The organism is Blastococcus sp. SYSU DS0616, assembly GCF_054051015.1.
Genome location: NZ_JBJHAJ010000028.1, coordinates 40,236 through 57,614, shown reverse-complemented (window position 1 = coordinate 57,614; position 17,379 = coordinate 40,236). Strand labels below are relative to the sequence as shown.

The 17,379-nt window shown below is 76.1% G+C and carries 12 protein-coding genes; 6 read left to right on the top strand and 6 right to left on the bottom strand.

Translation table 11 applies throughout. The features are described from left to right. Positions 1-150 precede the first annotated feature (150 nt). Both ACI79K_RS17630 and ACI79K_RS17625 read right to left on the bottom strand, forming a co-directional pair. Positions 151-552 (bottom strand): cupin domain-containing protein, encoded by a 402-nt coding sequence (locus ACI79K_RS17630; protein WP_456590736.1) that lies wholly within the window; start codon positions 550-552, stop codon positions 151-153. A gap of 127 nt (positions 553-679) precedes the next feature. Next, positions 680-1,969, bottom strand: coding sequence for a hypothetical protein (locus ACI79K_RS17625; protein ID WP_456590735.1), 1,290 nt, complete (start codon positions 1,967-1,969; stop codon positions 680-682). 68 nt (positions 1,970-2,037) lie between these two features. Between ACI79K_RS17625 and ACI79K_RS17620 the strand changes: the two genes are divergently transcribed. Further along, positions 2,038-3,777, top strand: a complete 1,740-nt coding sequence (locus tag ACI79K_RS17620) for a hypothetical protein (protein WP_456590734.1) — start codon at positions 2,038-2,040, stop codon at positions 3,775-3,777. Here ACI79K_RS17620 and ACI79K_RS17615 read toward each other — a convergent pair. After that, a complete protein-coding gene (locus tag ACI79K_RS17615; RefSeq protein ID WP_456590737.1) occupies positions 3,669-5,033 on the bottom strand; it encodes a glycosyltransferase family 4 protein in 1,365 nt (454 codons plus the stop codon). The two genes, ACI79K_RS17620 and ACI79K_RS17615, sit on opposite strands and share 109 nt — an antisense overlap. Positions 5,034-5,109: 76 nt before the next feature. Here ACI79K_RS17615 and ACI79K_RS17610 point away from each other — a divergent pair, with 76 nt between their 5' ends. The 3 genes from ACI79K_RS17610 (at position 5,110) to ACI79K_RS17600 (ending at position 11,295) form a co-directional block, all read left to right on the top strand. Then, positions 5,110-5,835, top strand: coding sequence for a class I SAM-dependent methyltransferase (locus ACI79K_RS17610; RefSeq protein WP_456590733.1), 726 nt, complete (start codon positions 5,110-5,112; stop codon positions 5,833-5,835). 253 nt (positions 5,836-6,088) lie between these two features. Next, positions 6,089-7,060, top strand: coding sequence for a DUF3068 domain-containing protein (locus ACI79K_RS17605; RefSeq protein WP_456600343.1), 972 nt, complete (start codon positions 6,089-6,091; stop codon positions 7,058-7,060). Positions 7,061-7,098: 38 nt separating this feature from the next. Next, positions 7,099-11,295: an alpha-(1->3)-arabinofuranosyltransferase domain-containing protein gene (locus tag ACI79K_RS17600; protein ID WP_456600342.1), complete on the top strand. Its 4,197-nt coding sequence runs from the start codon at positions 7,099-7,101 to the stop codon at positions 11,293-11,295. Between the two features lie 7 nt (positions 11,296-11,302). Here ACI79K_RS17600 and ACI79K_RS17595 read toward each other — a convergent pair whose 3' ends face one another. From ACI79K_RS17595 to ACI79K_RS17585, 3 genes are all read right to left on the bottom strand, one after another. Next, positions 11,303-12,508, bottom strand: a complete 1,206-nt coding sequence (locus ACI79K_RS17595; RefSeq protein WP_456600341.1) for an acyltransferase family protein — start codon at positions 12,506-12,508, stop codon at positions 11,303-11,305. A 2-nt stretch (positions 12,509-12,510) separates the two neighbouring features. Beyond that, complete coding sequence (locus tag ACI79K_RS17590; protein ID WP_456600340.1) at positions 12,511-14,376, bottom strand: hypothetical protein; 1,866 nt, start codon at positions 14,374-14,376, stop codon at positions 12,511-12,513. A 91-nt stretch (positions 14,377-14,467) separates the two neighbouring features. Continuing rightward, positions 14,468-15,100: a TetR/AcrR family transcriptional regulator gene (locus ACI79K_RS17585; RefSeq protein ID WP_456600339.1), complete on the bottom strand. Its 633-nt coding sequence runs from the start codon at positions 15,098-15,100 to the stop codon at positions 14,468-14,470. 92 nt (positions 15,101-15,192) lie between these two features. Between ACI79K_RS17585 and ACI79K_RS17580 the strand changes: the two genes are divergently transcribed. Both ACI79K_RS17580 and ACI79K_RS17575 read left to right on the top strand, forming a co-directional pair. Continuing rightward, positions 15,193-16,572, top strand: coding sequence for an MFS transporter (locus ACI79K_RS17580; RefSeq protein WP_456590727.1), 1,380 nt, complete (start codon positions 15,193-15,195; stop codon positions 16,570-16,572). Positions 16,573-16,607: 35 nt separating this feature from the next. Further along, positions 16,608-17,366, top strand: coding sequence for a class I SAM-dependent methyltransferase (locus tag ACI79K_RS17575; protein ID WP_456600338.1), 759 nt, complete (start codon positions 16,608-16,610; stop codon positions 17,364-17,366). Positions 17,367-17,379: the final 13 nt, after the last annotated feature.

Sequence of the window (17,379 nt, the reverse complement as noted above, 5' to 3'; positions counted from 1 at the left end):
GGGGGGCCGCGCCGCCCCCCCCCCCCCCCCCCCCCCCCCCCCCCCCCCCCCCCCCCCCCCCCCCCCCCCCCCCCCCCCCCCCCCCCCCCCCCCCCCCCCCCCCCCCCCCCCCCCCCCCCCCCCCCCCCGGCCGGTGGTCCTGCGGAGGGGTCAGGACGTCGGCGGCTCGTCCTCGCCCGACTCCTCGGCGGCGTCGGCCTCCTCCTTGGTCTTGTGCACCGCGCCGTCGGCATGCTCGGGCGGGCCGTAGACCGTGTAGAGCACCAGCGGGTTCTCGCCGGTGTTCAGGAAGTTGTGCTTCGTGCCGGCGGGGACGACGACCAGGTCGCCCTGCGCGACGTTCTTCTCGTTGCCCGAGATGACGGCCTTACCGATGCCGCTGACGAAGGTGAGGATCTGGTCGATGTCCTCGTGCGTCTCCTCGCCGATCTCCCCACCCGGCGGGATGGTCATGATGACCAGCTGGGTGTTCTTGCCGGTCCACAGGACCCGGCGGAAGTCGGGGCTCTTCTCGGCCTCGGTCGCGATCGTGTAATGGATGACGGACGCCACGGGCGGCGCTCCTCTCGTCTCGGGGACGGACGGCTGCGGTCGGCCGCCCGCGGAGGCCGCCGACCGACGACGTGGTCCTCCTGCCCTGTCCGGCCCGCGAGTAGTCGTCCCGTCCCGGCGGTGTGGATCACGCCCGCGGGGCCGGCACCACGCCGTCGGCGGTCATCGCGGGGACCGCGCGGGCGCGGTGCAGCCGGGTCAGCCCCACCCCCACGAGCAGCAGGGCGGTCAGCAGGGCCGTGGAGACCAGGGAGAGCAGCGTCAACCGGCCGGCGGCGGCGAGGGCCGAGACCACGACCGTCTCGAGGACGGCGGCCGACCACACCGCGACGCCGGCGAGCCGGTCGGCCGCGGCGATCCCGGAGAACAGCAGCAGCTGGGCGAGCGCCAGCAGCGTGCCCAGCGCCGCGAAGAGCCATGTGGCGCTCCCGAGCTCGTCGCCGTACGCCGCACCCCCGATCAGCGGCAGGGCAGCTCCGCCCAGGGCGGCGGTGCCGGCCGTCAGCAGCGCGCCGACGGCCGCTACGGCGGCCAGCGCCGAAGGCAGCACCGCGTGCCGGCCGGCGGCGTCGCCCAGCCGGGGGAGCAGGACCACGCCGACGCCCTGCGGCAGCCAGAACGCGACCTTGGCGATGATCGAGGCGACGGCGTACTCACCCGTCGTCGCGCCGGGCAGGTGGTGGCGGGCCAGCAGCACGTCGAGGTTGAGCAGCACCACCAGGCCGAGCAACGCGCCGGCCGCCCGCAGCGACGCGGCGAGGGGCCGGCCCAGGCCGCGCACCAGCCCCGGTCGGCCCGCGGCCACCCAGCCGCCGAGCGCGGCGAGGGCCGCCCCGGCGGTCATGCCGGCGAGCGCGCCCGACGAGCTGCCGCCGATGAGCAACCCGGCGAGCCCACCGCTCAGCTTGCCCGCGCCGAAGGCCACCGTCAGGACGGCCAGCCGGCGGAACCGCCCCGCGCCCTGCAGCAGCCCCTGGTACCCCACGACCATGGTCTGCGGGAGGAGCAGCAGCGCCAGCCACACCGCGGCGCCGGCGGTGGGGAGGTGCAGGAGGGCCACCAGCAGGGGTGCGAGCGCCAGCGCTCCGGCGCTGACGCCCAGGCCCACGGCCAGGGCGGTGCTGTGCAACCGGCCGGTCGTCCGCGGGTCGCCCGCGCGTCCGCCGAGGACCAGCGCGGCGGTGGTCTGGACCCCGGTGCCCGGCACCGCGCCGACGAGCACGACGCCCAGCAGCGCGGCGAGCTCCCCGTAGGCGGCGGGGGCGAGCAGCCGGGCGGCGAGCACGGTGAACACGTAGGCGAGCGCGTTGGCGCCCAGGAATGCCACGGTCACCAGGGCCGCCGAGCCGAGCGCACGGGGTGACCGCGCCGCCGGGCCGACGTCCCGCCGGCGATTGCTCGATCCCAGTGCGCTCACCCCCATACTCTGCGCTCGTCCGCCGGGAGCCCGGCGTGCCGGCTGTCGGGACGGAGGTGCGAGCGCACGTGGACCAGCGATGGGCCCGGCCCGACGCATCGCCGTGGCCCGCGCGGGTGCTCGCGCTGGCCGTGGCCCTGCTCGTGACCGGTCCGGCGCTCGCCCCCGGCTTCGTCCTCCTCCGTGACATGGTGTTCGTACCGAGGCAGGATCTCGACCTGGACGCCCTGGGCCTCGGTGGTTCCCTGCCGCGCGCCGTGCCGGTGGACGCCGTCATGGGTCTGCTGACGGCCGTCGTGCCCGGGGACGTGGTGCAGAAGGCGGTCCTCCTGGGCACGGTCTTCGCCGCCGTCCTCGGCGCCGCGCGGCTGGTTCCGCCGGGTGCCGACGGCCGGCGCGGAGTCGCGGCCGCCGTCGCGGGGCTGGTGTACGGGTGGAGCCCCTACCTCGCCGAGCGGCTGCTCATGGGGCACTGGGCGCTGCTGCTCGCCTACGCCGCGCTGCCCTGGATCGCCCGGGCGTCGCTGCGGGTGCGCGAGCGCCTGCCGGGCGCCCTGCCCCGGCTGCTGCTGGTCTGCGCGCCGGCGGCGCTCACCCCGACGGGCGCCCTGCTGGCCGCCGGCCTCGTGCTCGTGCTGGTCGGTCGCGAGCGGCTGCTCGTGGCCGGGAGCGGGGTCCTGGTGCTCTCCCTGCCGTGGATCGTGGCCGGCGCGCTGCACCCCGCGGGCGGCGCCTCCGATCCCGCGGGCGTGGGCGCCTTCGCCGCGCGCCCGGAGGGCTGGGGCGGAACGCTGCTGTCGGTGCTCGGGACCGGCGGCATCTGGAACGCCGGCGCGGTCCCCGGCAGCCGCACCTCGGTGCTCGTCCCGCTGCTCACCCTGGTGCTGCTGGCCGTGGCCGCGGTCGGCTGGACCACCCGGGAGGCGCTGACCGGGCCCGCGCGCCGGCTGCTGCTGCTCGCCGCAGCCGGCGTGGTGCTGGCCTGTGCCGGCGCCGTCCCCGGCCTCGCCGACCTGTTCGAGTGGGTGGTGCGGACGGTGCCGGGCGCCGGGCTGCTGCGGGACGGGCAGAAGTGGGCGGCGTGGTGGGCGCTGGCCCTGGCCGTCGGTACCGGGCTCGGCGCCCGCCGCCTCGCCGCGGCGGTCACGGCGCGGAGCGGTTCGCCGGGCCTGGGCGGGGTCGCCGTCGCGGCCGTGCTGGCGCTCCCGCTGGTCGCCCTGCCGGACCTGGCCTGGGGCGCCGGGGGCCGGCTGCAGCCGGTCAGCTACCCGGCCGACTGGGAACGGGTCCGCGAGCGGTTGTCGGCCGAGGACGCCACCGGCGACGTCCTCGTGCTGCCCTTCGGCAGCTACCGGGCGTTCGAGTGGAACGCGGGCCGGCCGCTGCTGGATCCGGCGCCTCGCTGGCTGCCTCGCCCGACCGTCACCGACGACGAGCTCGTGGTCGGTGGCCGGGCGGTGGCGGGGGAGGACCAGCGGGCGCGCGCGGTGGCCGCGGCCGTCGACGACCCGCGGGCGCTCGCCGACCTCGGCATCGGTTGGGTGCTCGTCGAACGGGGCACCCCCGGCCGCCCCGTGCCCGCCGCCGTGATCGGGTTGCCGCTGGTGGTGGACGGTCCCGATCTCCGGCTGCACCGGGTGCCCGGCGCCCGGCCGGCGCCCGAGCCGTCCTCCGTCCGGGTGACGGCGGTGGTGGCCGCTCACGCGGTGGCGCTCGGGGTCTGCGTGGGCTCGCTGTTGTGGATCTTCGCCGGGACATCTAGCGTGACGGGCCGTCGTCGACTCCTGCGGAAGCGAGCCCCCCGATGAAGACCCTCATCGCCGTCGTGATCGCCCTCGGTGGCGGGGCCGGTCTCGCCGTCGCCGCCGTTGCCGGTGTCTCCGCCGCGGTCGACCCCGACAACTCCCTCGAGCAGGCCGGCCAGCAGGTCGACGTCCTCGACTACGGCGCGCGCTGACCGCCTGACAGCGACAGCTGCCGACAGCACGTCGGCGAAGCCCTTCACGCTCGCGTCCCAGCTGTACCCCGCTGCGTGTCGGGCGGCGGCCTCGCCCATCCGGCGGCGGGTCGCCTCGCCCGCGAGCAGTCGCTCCACGGCCTCGACCATCTCGTCGAGGTCGTCGACGAGCACCCCCGTCCGACCGTCGACCACCGACTCCCGCAGGCCACCGGCCGACCGGTACCCCACCGTCGGCACCCGGTGCGCCCCGGCCTCGGTCACCACCAGGCCCCAGCCCTCCTTGACCGACGGGCACAGGTGCACCCAGGCCCGGGCCAGCTCCTCGTGCTTGACCTGCTCGTCGAGGTAGCCGTGGAAGTCCACGAGCTCGCGGACACCGAGCCGCTCCGCCGCGGCCCGCAGCTCGTCGCCCCACCATCCCTCACCGATGACGGACAGCCGCAGGTCCGGCCACCGCGGACGCAGCCTGGCCACCACCTCGAGGGCGTGCTCCACCCGCTTGTGCGGGACGAGGCGGCACAGCACCACCAGCCTGGGCGTGGGGGAGGGCCGGGACGTCACCGGCGGCGGCTCCTCGACACCGTTGGGCACGACGGCGATCCGGTCGGCCGCCACGCCCAGCCCGACGAGCTCGGCGGCCGTGGCCCGGGAGACGGCGATGTACGGGGACCGGCGGTACACCGCCGGGGCCACCCGGGACTCCAGCCACCAGCCGAGCGCACCGCCGAACCGCCCGAACACGATGGGCCACTGCTCGCGGTGTACGTGGTGCACGAGGTTGAGCACCGGGGCCCGGGTCACCAGCGTGCTGGCGAACGGCAGGCCGTTCTGCACGTCGACCACCAGTCGGGGCCGGTGCCGCCGGACGAACGCGAGGGCGTGGGGGTACACCGAGAACCGTCCGCCGCGGCGCACCACCCGGACGCCGTTGAGCGTCTCCTCGGCCGGGGCCCGCTCGTGGGCCGCGCAGAACAGCGTGACGCGCAGGCCCGTGGCCGCGAGCCCCTCCGCCATGCGGTGGACGTACCGTTCGGAGCCCCCGCCCTCGGGGTGGCTCAGGTCCCGCCAGTTGACGAAGAGGACGTCGATCGCCGTTGATCGCATGGGCACCGCGGGAGAGTACCCGCCGGTACCAGGCTTTCGGCCAGTCCCTTCACCGAGAGGATGGGGTGCTACAGGAATGGCGCGCACCGCCACGTTCGCCCGGTCGATCACACTTTTCCGGGCATTTCTCCGGGAGCAGTCCGACCCGGACCTGTTCTACGGAACGCTGGCCCGGGACTCCGTGCGGCAGCTCGCGGAGCACGTCGACCTGCGGGGGAGGGCCGTGCTCGACGTCGGCGGCGGCCCGGGGTACTTCGCCCGGGAGTTCCGGGCGGCCGGGGCCCGTTACACGGGGCTGGAGCCCGACGCCGGCGAGCTCGTCGCCCGGGGGGAGCCGGAGCCCGGCACGGTCCGCGGGAGCGGCGAGGCGCTGCCGATCCGCACCGGCAGCGTGGACGTCTGCTACTCGTCGAACGTGCTGGAGCACGTCGCGCACCCGTGGACCATGACGGCCGAGATGGTCCGCGTGACGAGGCCCGGGGGAACGATCTTCCTCTCCTTCACCCCCTGGTGGTCCCCGCACGGCGGCCACGAGACCGGGCCCTGGCACTACCTGGGCGGGCACCGGGCGCGACGCCGGTACCGGCGCCGCGAGGGCCGGGAGCCGAAGAACCGGTTCGGCGAGTCGCTGTTCCCGGTGTCCGTGGGGGCCGCACTGCGGTGGGCGCGGCGCTGCCCGGACGTCGACGTCGTCACGACCTACCCGCGGTACCACCCGTGGTGGGCGCGCTGGGTCGTGGCGGTGCCACTGCTGCGGGAGGTCGTCTGCTGGAACCTCGTCGTGGTGATGCGCCGCCGGTGAGCCACGCCGCCGCGGAGCGGTTCCCCGAACCGCACCAGTGCGATCCGCCGCCCCCGGTACCCGGGGTTACCTGCGTCCGAGTCGCCCGACCGGGTGAGGAGGCGGCGGGCCTGGTACGGCGCGGTATCCGCCAGCCGGTTGGGCGTGGTACTGCCTCGTATCGGCTGGTCTTTGCCTTTTGGCTACCCGCCAGTAGTGTTGCCGCGCCGCGATGCCAGTGGAGCTGTCGCGCCGATGCAGAGGAGCCAACCGCATGCGAGGACGCGTCATCGGGCTAATCTTGCTGGGTGCGGGGGCGTTCCTGATCGCCGCGGCGCTCTCCGTGCGGCTGATCCTGGCGCCCACCATGGTGAAGCTTCCGCTGGACCAGACGGCGGAGCCCACCGCCTCCGGTAGCGGCGTGAGCTTCTTCGACCTGGGCGAGATGCGGCAGCTGCGGGGTCTGGAGGCGGAGGTCCAGCAGCGCGTGCAGGGCGATCCGGACTCCGCGGATGCCGGCGACGACGTCGCCGTCTGGAGCTTCGGGTCGACGGTGAACGGTACCGACGGGACGCTGCTCAACGCCTCCACCTACCGGGTCTGCCTGGACCGCACCGAGGCCGTGGCCGTCGACTGCGACTCCGACCACGTCGACGACGACCGCAGCAAGGACGTCGAAGGGCTCACCCTCACGTTCCCCTTCGGCACCGAGCAGCGCGACTACGAGCTGTTCAACCCCACCACGGGCAAGGCGTTCCCCGCCCGCTTCGAGGGCGTCGAGGAGCTGGAGGGGCTCGAGGTCTACAAGTTCGTCACGACGGTGCCCGAGACCGTGATCCGGGAGACCGAGGTCCCCGGCACGCTCGTGGGTGACCCCGACGCGGGCACCGTCGAGGCCCAGGTGGTCTACAGCAACGAGCGGACCGTCTGGGTCGAGCCGACCAGCGGCGTCGTCGTGACGGCGTCCGAGTCGCCGAACACGGTGCTGCGCGGGCCCGACGGCACCACCGGCGTGACGATGCTGGCCGGCACCTTCAGCGGCACGGAGGAAACCATCGCCGACGGGGTGCAGCGCGCCGAGGACAACCGCAGCCAGATCACCCTCATCCAGCAGACCGTTCCCCTGGTGCTCGGAGGGGTGGGTCTGGTCCTGCTCGTGGGCGGGGCCGTCCTCGTGGCCCGGGACCGGCGCAGCGGCCGGCCGGCGCACGCCGACGGCGGTCCGCGGGCGGCCACCGGCCACTGACCGGCCGGGGAGGGGGTGCCCCCTCCGGAGGTGCACCCATGGCCACGACCCTCGCGCGCGAGCCCGCCGGATCCCGTCCGGCGGGCTCCGCGCGTTCCCCGGCGCCCGTGCCGCCGGCCGTCCGCAGCGGTGGCAGCAGCCTCGTGTGGCGCGTCCGGCTGGCCACCGTGTGCGCTGCCCTGACCGCGCTCGCGCTGACGCAGTCGTCCGGCCGCCTGGTCCCCGACACCAAGGTCGACCTCTACGTCGATCCCGCGGGCTTCCTGTCCCGGGCGCTGCAGCTGTGGGAGCCCGAAGGGTTCGCGGGCCAGGTGCAGAACCAGGCCTACGGCTACCTGTTCCCCATGGGGCCGTTCTTCGTCCTCGGCCAGGGCGCCGGCATCCCCCTGTGGTTGGTCCAGCGGCTCTGGTGGGCGGTGCTCCTGTGCACCGCGTTCCTGGGCGTGGTGTTCCTGGCCCGCCGGCTGGGGATCGGCACGCCGGCCACCGCGCTGCTGGCCGGGCTGGCCTATGCGCTCGCGCCCCGGATGGTCTCCCTCGTGGGCTCGGTCAGCATCGAGGTGCTCCCGATGGCGCTCGCGCCGTGGGTGCTGCTGCCCCTCGTCGGGGCCGCCGGGCACGGCTCGGCACGCCGCGCGGCAGCGCTCTCGGGCCTCGCGGTGTTCTGCGTCGGCGGGGTCAACGCGGTGGCCACCGCTGCCGTCCTGCCGCTGCCGGTGCTCTACCTCCTCACCCGCCAGCCGGGCCCCTTCCGCCGGCGGCTGGCGGCCTGGTGGGTGGCCGCCGTGGCGCTCGCGTCCAGCTGGTGGGCCGTCCCCCTGCTGCTCCTGGGTCGGTACAGCCCGCCGTTCCTCGACTACATCGAGACGGCCGCGACCACCACGGCCCCGACGGATCTGACGACGATCCTGCGCGGGGCCTCCCACTGGGTCCCCTACCTCGCCACGCCCACCGGTCCCTACTGGCCGTCGGGCTGGGCGCTGGCGCGGGACGCGCTACCCGTCGCCGCCACGGTGGTCCTGGCCGCCGCCGGGCTGTTCGCGCTGACCCGCAGGGGCCTGCCGGAGCGGACCTGGCTGGTGCTCGGGCTGCTCGCCGGGGTCGCCCTCGTCTCGCTCGGTCATCTCGCGGCCGTCGACGGGCTGCTCGCCGGCTGGCTGCACGATGCCCTGGACGGCGTGCTGGCCCCGCTCCGCAACGTGCACAAGTTCGAACCCGTCCTCCGGTTGCCGCTGGTCCTCGGGCTGGCCCACCTGCTCGCCGTGCTGCTCCGTCGGGCGCGCGAGCACCGGACGGCCCTGTCCGGGCGCCCGGCCTGGTGGGGGCGGGCGGGCCGCGAAGGGGCGCGCGCCGCCCTCGCGCTGCTCGCCCTGGCGCTCCTCGCCACCACCTCGCCCGCGCTGGCCGACCGAATCCCCGCGCAGGGGGCCTTCGTGGCGATCCCCTCCTACTGGCAGGAGACCGCCGACTACCTCGCGGACGCGCAGCCCAGCGGGCGGGCACTGCTGGTGCCGGGGTCGTCGTTCGCCACCTACGCGTGGGGGTCCACCGGCGACGAGCCCCTGCAGGCCCTGGCGGAGTCCCCCTGGGAGGTGCGCAGCGCGATCCCGCTGACCCCGCCCGCGCACATCCGCCTCCTCGACGCGGTGGAGGAGCGGCTGGCCCGCGGCGCGGGGTCCGCGGGGCTGACCCGGTTCCTCGCCCGCGCCGGCATCTCGCACCTGGTGCTGCGCAACGACCTCGACGCCGGCCCGGCCGGTGCCACCCGTCCTGCGCTCGTGCGCCAGGCGCTGCGCGACTCCCCGGGCATCGAGCTGGTCGCCGAGTTCGGACCGGACCACCCCGCGGAGATGCCGGTCGCGGGCACGCGCTTCGACGCCGGACTCCAGGAGCCCAGCCCGGCGGTGCAGATCTTCACCGTGAGCGACCCGGCGCCGACGGCCTGGACCGCGCCGCTGTCCGACGCGGTCACCGTGCACGGCGGTCCGGATGCGGTGCTGGCGCTGGAGGAGCAGGAGCTGATCGAGGGCCGGCCGGCGGTGCTCGCGGGCGCCGACGTCGCGGGGGCAACCGGCGCGACCATGGTCAGTGACGCACTGGTCCGGCGGGAACGCACCTTCGGTCGGCTGACCGGCGCCGAGTCGGCGGGGCTCTCCCCGGACGATCCGCTCCGGCTGGCCGGCGTGGCGACCGACTACCCGGTGGCGGGGCCGGCCCTCAGCACCGTCCGGTACAGCGGGGGTACACCGAGCGCGGGGAGCTCCGCCTCGGACCCCGGCACCAGCGGCGGCGCCCGACCCGACGCCTCGCCGTGGGCGGCGGTGGACGGCGATCCGCGGACGGCGTGGCGCCCTGCCGACGACGCGACGGAGCCGGGGGCCCTGTGGTGGCGGCTGGAGACCGATGCGGAGTTCCTCGCCGGCACCGTCACCGTCACGCTGGATCCGTCGGCCGCGGAGCTGCCGCACCGGATCCGGCTCACCACCGACGCCGGCGCCTTCGACGTGGCAGTGCAGGACACCGACCAGCCGCAGCAGCTGCCCCTGCCACCGGGGCGCACGACCTCGCTGACCATCGCTCCCTCCGGGGGAGCGGCCGGGGTCCTCGCGCTGGCCGAAGTCGAGCTGCCCGGCGTCGCGGTGAGCCGCACCGTCGTCACGCCGGAACCGGCCGGGCAGGTCGACGTGTACGCGTTCGACACCTCCGGTCCGGGCCGCGCCGGCTGCCTCGTGGCCGCGGACGGCCCCCGCTGCGCGGCCGCGCTGCCCACCGGGGCGGAGGAGCCGCAGGGGCTGGACCGGGCCTTCACCGTGACCCGGCCGGCCGCCTACGAGCTGTCCGTGACGGCGGTGCCGCGGCCGGGCCCCGCGCTCGACGCGCTCCTCGCCCGGATCCGGGGGACCGACGTGGCGGTGACGGCGAGCAGCAGCGCCGTCGAGGATCCCCGAGGCAGCGCCGCGGCCGCCGTGGACGGCGATCCGGGCACCGCGTGGCTCGCCGATCGCGCTGACGGGACCCCCTCGCTCGAGCTCCGGTGGAGCGAACCCCGCACGGTCGACTCGGTGCGGATCGTCACGCGTGCCGGTCTGGCGGCTGCGGTCCCGACCGCGGTGACGATCGACGCCGGCGGCGGCCTGCCCGCGCTCCTCGCCCTCGACGACGACGGCAGCGTCCGGTTCGCCCCGATCACCACCGACCGGCTGCTGGTCGGCCTCCGGCGGCCGCTCGAACTGTCGTCGTTCGACCCCTACAGCCGCATGACCGAGCGGCTCGGCATCGGCGTCAGCGAACTGCAGGTGGGCGAGCCGAATCCTGCGCCGGAACTCGAGGCGCCGGTCGTGGTCCCGTGCGCGGAGGGGCCCGTGGTCACCGTGGACGGGACGACGTTCCGCACCTCCGCCCGCACCACCGTCGGCGCGCTCGCCTCGTTGCAGCCGCTGCAGCTCTCGGTCTGCGGGGACGAGGGGACCGTGAGCCTCGCCGGCGGCGAGCACCGGCTGGTCGCTCCCGGCACCGACCTGCTGACCGTCGACACGGCGACGCTGACGAGGTCCGGCGCCCCCGCGGACGGGATCGACCGGCGGCCGGCCGATGTGGTCCGCTGGGACGCCGAGCACCGCCGGGTCGAGGTCGGCGCCCGTGGCGAGAGCACGCTCCTCGTGGTGCCGGAGAACACCAACCCGGGCTGGAGCGCGACCCTCGACGGGCGGCCCCTGGAGAAGGTGGCGGTGGACGGGTGGCAGCAGGGGTACGTGCTGCCACCGGGCCCGGCCGGGACGGTCGCCCTCGATTTCGGTCCCGGTTCCGCCTACCGGACGGCGCTCGGGGTCGGGGCGGGTGCCGTGCTCCTGCTCGGTGCGCTCGCGGCTCTGCCCGCGCGCCCCCGCAGGGCCCGCACCGAGCGCGGCGGGAGCCGGGCTGCGGCAGCCGTGCTCGTGCTCGCGGCGGTGGCGGGCATCGCGCTGGTCGGTGGGCCGGTGGGGATCGGTGCGCTGGCGGTCGCCTACGTCGCCGGTCGCTGCGCCGGACGGCACCGGCACCTGGTTCTCGGCGGGGCGGCCGCCGGCGCGCTGGCCGTGTCGGGTGCGCTCCTGCTGCTCGCCCCCGGCAGCACGTCGACGGTGCGCCAGGTGTGCGCGCTGGTCGCCGTTGCCGCCGTCGTCGCCGGGGTGCTGCCCGACCCGCCGCGGTGGATCCGTACGGCGCCGGTCGGCGGCCGCCACCGGGAGGGGTGAGCCCAGGTCAGCCGCGCGTCGCCCCCGCCGGCGGGGTCGGTCCGGCGGGGATGCCGGCCGCGTGGCCGCCCGCGCCCGTGCCGGCGCTGTCCGCCCGGGCGCCCGGGCGGTCGGGGACGAGGTTGCGCCCGCGCAGCACGAGCGGTCGCTCGATCACGCGGTAGACCACCGCGGCGACCGCGACGGCGACGAGCCACGTCACCGGAAGCACGACCACGAGCGGGTGGGTGAAGACGTCCCACAGGACGATCAGCAGCGGCATGTGGAAGAGGAACAGCCCGTAGGAGCGCTCACCCAGCCAGTCCAGCGGGCGGCTGGCGAGGAAGCGGCGTCCCCGGCCCGCCGTCTGGTCGCCGAACACCAGCGGCCAGACCGCCAGCGCGGCGACGCCCGTGTAGAGCACGTGCTTGGTGATCCCCTGTCCGGCGGTCAGCGCCGAGGAGAGGTCGACGGGCCCGGTGAACGGCCCGGCCGCCACCCAGAACAGCGCCGCGGCCGCGCCCCAGCACGTCCACGGGCTGCCGCCCAGCTCGTTCGCCCAGCGGACCGGCGCCCAGTCGGGCGAGGCCACGGAGAGCACCGCGATCGCGATGCCCGCCCCGAACCACGACGCGTAGGCCGGCAGCCACAGCGTCAGCGAACCGAGCAGGTACGGGTCCGAGGCCGCCCAGGCGAACCAGGCGAAACCCAGGAGGGAGGCCACGGCCAGCGCGGCCAGCAGGAGCCCGGGTCGCCACCGACCGCCGCTGAGCCGGAGCAGCCCGGCGACGATCAGGGGGAGCAGGACGTAGAAGGAGACCTCGGTGCACAGGCTCCAGGCGTGGTCCAGGCCGTCGGCGTGCCAGCTGCGCGAGTAGATCTGGGTGAGGGTGAGGAAGCGCAACCAGTCACCGCCGCCCATCTCCCGGTTCCCGGGGAGGAACAGCATGGCCAGGACGACGCACACCCAGTACGCCGGCAGGATGCGCAGCGCCCGTCGCCACAGGAAGGCGGCGGTGCGTGGCGCCGGACGCCCCTCCGCCGCGGCGCGGAAGAGCGGCTGGGAGAGCAGGAAGCCCGAGAGCGCGAAGAACACCGCGACGCCGACGTCCAGCCGGGCCAGGGCGTAGCCACCGGTGTCGGCGGTGTACGAGCCGGTCCAGAAGGCCGCGTGCGTGGTGACCACGGCGGTGGCCGCGAGCGCGCGGAGGCCGTTGAGCGCCGGATAGCGCACGGTCAGTTCCCGCCGGGGGTGAGGGCCAGGGGCTGTCCGACGGCCACCGACGCGACGCACAGCGGGGCCTGGGGGTCGGCCACCTCGATGACGACGCTGTCGACGGGGCCGCTCACCTGCACGAACAGGTTGTGGACCCCCGCCTCCGCGAGGCCGGCACCCACGGTGTCCCCGGCCCGCACGGTCACCAGGTTCCCCACCCCGGCGAAGTAGGCGATCTGCACCAGCCACCGGCCGTCGGGCGTCCCCCGCGGCAGCTGTACCTCGGCCGGTTCCTCCCCGGCGGGCCAGCCGCAGTCCGGGGTGGGCCCGGAGCCGGACGTGCTCACGGGGTCGACGACGGCCAGCTGGCCGTGGCCCTGGTCGTCCAGGGCCACCACCTCGTCGACGACCTGCCCCTCGGCCAGGAAGGGTGGGAGCCGGGGGAGGCCGGCCAGGACGACCGACGCGCGGTTGGCCGGCGCCAGCCGCTCGGGGACGACGTGCTCGGGCACCGGGGCATCGGCGAGGACGAGGTCGACGCGCCCGGTCAGCGCCCCCTTGGCGTTGTCGACGAAGTCGCGGCCGGCGTTGGTCGACCAGTGCCGGGCGAAGCCGGCGGTCGAGAGCACGGCCCCGGCGAGGAGGGCCGAGGCGACCCCCAGTGCGACTCCGGTGCGCGTGAGCCGAGCCGTTGCCTCGGCCGTCCGGCCGCGGGTGGTCCAGGCCCGTCGGATCAGGACGGTGGGTGCCTCCCGGACCGGCAGGAAGGCGAGCCCGACCGCCAGCGCCGCCACGAGGGCCGTGGTGGCCGGCGGAACCAGGTCGGCCGCCACCGCACCCGCCGTGGCGCCGGAGGACGCGGCGCCGATCACGGCGGTGACGACGACCACCGCGGCGAGCAGCCAGGCGCGCAGCGCCCCCCGGCGGACCAGCACGGACGCGAAGACCACCACGGCCAGGGCCACGGGGGCGCCCCAGACGAGGCCGACCGGCGGGTCGGGCGTGGCCAGCGGCGCCAGCACGGTCTCCCAGCGCCAGGGGCCGCCGACGAGACCGGGGAGCACCGTGTGCGCGAGGACGCCGGGCAGCGTGCGGAGGCCTTCGCCCAGGGCGGCCCCGTCGACGAGCGGGTCATCGGAGAGGCGCAGGCGCGCGCCGAGGCCGACGGCCACGGCGGCGGCGTGGGCCGCCCAGGCGATCCGCCACCGGGCGAGGGTGCGCAGCCTGGCCCGCAGCGGGCCGGTGGTCGCCCAGAGCACGGTGCCGGCCAGGAGCAGCAGCGGCACCAGCGCGGCCTCCACGGCGAACAACGCCCCGGCCGCGACGGCCAGCGCGCTGGTGAGGGCCCGTGCGGGCGAGCCCGAGCGCAGGAAGTGCACGTGCCCGCGGACGGCGACGAGGAGGGCCAGCTGGAGCGGGAGCTGCACCACGGCCGCGCTCCACCACGTCCCGCCCACGAGCGTGAGCGAGCTGGTCAGGTAGACCGTCAGCGGGAGCAGCACCGTCGGCCGGCGGCCGAACAGCTCGACCAGCAGCCGGTACAGGAGGAGGTCCACGAGCAGCTGCCCGAGGAGCTCGAGCCCCACCAGCGCCGGCCAGGACAGCGGGGCGATGGCCGCGACGCCCCGGGCCAGGCCCACGGCGCCGGGAGGTCCGGGGACGTCGACCGGCAGGCCGGCGGCCACCGCGGCCGCGAGGAAGTCCGGCCCGGTGAGCCAGCCGCTCGCCGCGGCCCAGCCCCGGAGGGCGAGGTGCCCGGCGATGAGCACGGCCGCGACCACCGGGACGACGGTCGCCCGGTCGATGCGCAGCTGCACGACGGCGGTCCCCGGACGCGACGGTGCCTCCGCAGGCGCGCCGGCGTCGACGCGCGGGGGTGCGCTCATGGGGCTCCGTCCACTGTGACCCGGGTTCCGGGGCAGCGTAGACAGCGCGGCTACCGAGCGGTAGTACCCGCCGGTACCACCTCGGACACCGCTAGGGACGGCGCTCGAGCAGCCCGACCACCGTCGCCGTGGCGGCGTCGACGTCCTCGGACAGCTGCGCGGCCTCCCCGCGTTCCACCCGTGCCAGCATCAGCTCGTTGACGCCGCCCACTGCGGCGAGCACCAGTTCCCGACCGACCGGGCGCACCTCGTCGGGATGGTCCTGCGCCAGCCCGCCGGCCACCTCGCAGATGAGGTCGACGTACTGGTCGAACACCTGCCGGCGCAGCGCCCGGGCCCGCGGGCCGGCCGCCTGCACCTCGACCAGCGCCGCCCAGGCGACGGCCGGCCCGGCGGCGAGCGTCTCCAGGTAGGCGCCGATGCCCGCGCGCAGCCGGCCGCGCCAGGGGAGCCCGGCCGCGTGCGCCTGCTCCTGCGCCCGGCGCACCGTGTCGAGCACCTTCTCGTTGGCCCGGGTGTAGAGCTCGAGGAGGCACTCCTCCTTGTCGCGGAAGTGGGCGTAGACGATCGTCTTCGACACCCGGCCCTCGCGCGCGATGTCGGAGATCGTGGTGGCCTGGTACCCCTTCTCCGCCATGCAGGTGGCCAGGGCCCAGAGGATCCGTCCGCGGCGGTGACCGTCGTCCACGGAGGGATCGTCGGTGGGGTCGACCAAGGGGTCCATCGGCTCGCAAGAGTAGTGCGCCGGGAGGGTCCGGTGAGGGAACTCACCGGCCCGGCGTGGAATGGCCGACCGCGTTGCGGTGTCCTGTCCAGGTGACCTCCGTCCCGGCCGCCCGCCCGTCGGCCCGCGCCTACGCGATGTGGCTGGTCGGGCTGCTGGCGTACGCCGTCGCCGTCTTCCACCGGTCCTCGCTCGGCGTGGCGGCGGTGGAGGCGCAGGAACGGTTCTCGGCCGGGGCGTCGGCGGTGTCGCTGTTCCTCGTGCTGCAGCTGGCCGTCTACGCGGCGCTGCAGGTGCCGGTGGGCGTGGCGCTGGACCGGTTCGGATCCCGCCGGATGATCCTGGCCGGGGCCGTGACGATGGCCGGAGGCCAGCTCCTGCTCGCGCTGGCCACCGACGTGCCGACGGCCGTCGCCGCCCGGGTGCTGGTGGGCGCGGGGGACGCGATGACCTTCATCAGCGTGCTGCGCATCGTCGCCCTGTGGTTCCCCGGGACGTCGGCGCCGCTGATCACCCAGCTCACCGGCATCCTCGGGCAGATCGGATCGGTCGCCGCGGCGTACCCGCTCGTGACGCTGCTGCACGCCACCTCGTGGACGGCGACGTTCCTCGGTGCCGCAGCGACCGGCGCGCTCGTCGTCGTGCTCGTGGCAGCAGCGCTGCGGGACGCCCCGCCCGGCACGGTCCGCCCGGTGGCGCCACCGGTGGCGGAGCTCCGCCGCGGGCTGGTCGACACCTGGCGGGAGCCTGGAACCCGGATCGGCCTCTACACGCACCTGGTCACCCAGTTCTCCGGCACCGTGTTCGCACTGCTCTGGGGCTATCCGTTCCTGGTGGTCGGGCAAGGGCTCGCGCCCGGCACGGCGGCCGGCCTGCTCACCCTCCTGGTGCTGGTCGGGATGGGCGTCGGGCCGGTGCTGGGCAAGCTGTGCGCCCGCTGGCCGCTGCGCCGCTCGGTGCTCGTCTTCGGCATCCTGACCGCCACCGCCACGATCTGGACCGTCGTCCTGCTGTGGCCCGGGCGTGCCCCGCTGTGGCTGCTGGTCGTGCTCGTGGCGGTGCTCGGCACCAACGGTCCCGGCTCGATGATCGGGTTCGACTACGCCCGCACGGAGAACCCGGTCGAGCGGCAGGGCAGCGCCAGCGGTGTGGTCAACGTCGGCGGGTTCGTCGCCTCGCTCCTGACGATCCTGGCCGTCGGGGCGGTGCTGGACCTGCTCACCCCCGGCGCGTCCACCGACTACGACCTGGACGCCTTCCGGGCGGCGTTCGCCGTGCAGTACCTGTTCTGGGCGATCGGCCTGGCCGGGGTGGTCCGGCACCGTCGGGAGCTCCGCTCGCGGCTGGCCCGGGACGGCGTGGTCCTGGTACCGCTGCACGCCGCCGTCCGCGTCCGGCTGCGCTCGGCCGGGCGCTCCGCGCAGCGGCCGGGGGCGGGGCGGGACCGGAGCCGGCGGCCCGGGAACCGGTAGCGTCCGCCGTCCGGGTCATGAGATCGGTGGGTGCGATGAGCTTCGACCAGGTGCGCAGGGACTGGACGACCCTGGGGGCGGAGGACCCGCTCTGGGCCGTCCACGTGGCCGCGGACAAGCGTGGTGGGCGGTGGGACGCCGACGCCTTCCTCGAGCTCGGCCGCCGGGACGTCGGGGTCGCGCGCGAGCAGCTGGCCGGGCTCGGGCTACCCACCACGTGGGACCGCGTCCTGGACTTCGGCTGCGGTGCCGGCCGGCTGAGCCAGGCGCTCGCGGAGCACGCGCGCGAGGTGGTGGGCCTCGACGTCTCCGCGCCGATGCTGGAGACCGCTCGCCGCCTGGACCGCAGCGGCGGACGCGTCCGCTTCGTGCTCGGGGAGGACCCCGACCTGCGGGCCTTCCCGGACGAATCGTTCGACCTCGTCTACACCGAGCGGGTCCTCCAGCACCTGCCGCGCCCGGTCCTCGAGACGTACCTGGCGGAGTTCGCCCGCGTGCTGCGCCCCGGAGGCGTGGCCGTGGTGCACTGCACCACCCGGCCGATGTGGACCCTGCGTGGTGTCGTGTGGCGGGTGGCGCCGGCGCCGCTGGTGCGGTGGGCGCAGCGGCGCCTGCTCGGCTACCCCGCACCGATGCGGATGACCGGGGTGCCCGAGCGGCGGGTGGCCGACCTGGTCGCGGTGCACGGGGCGGAGGTTCTGGACGCCGCCCCGGTCGACGAGCCCGCGACGCACTGGCGGGCACGGCGCTACGTCGTCCGGCGCCGCACAGCCGGAGGTGCGCCCGCCGGCTGAGATGGGCGCCGCC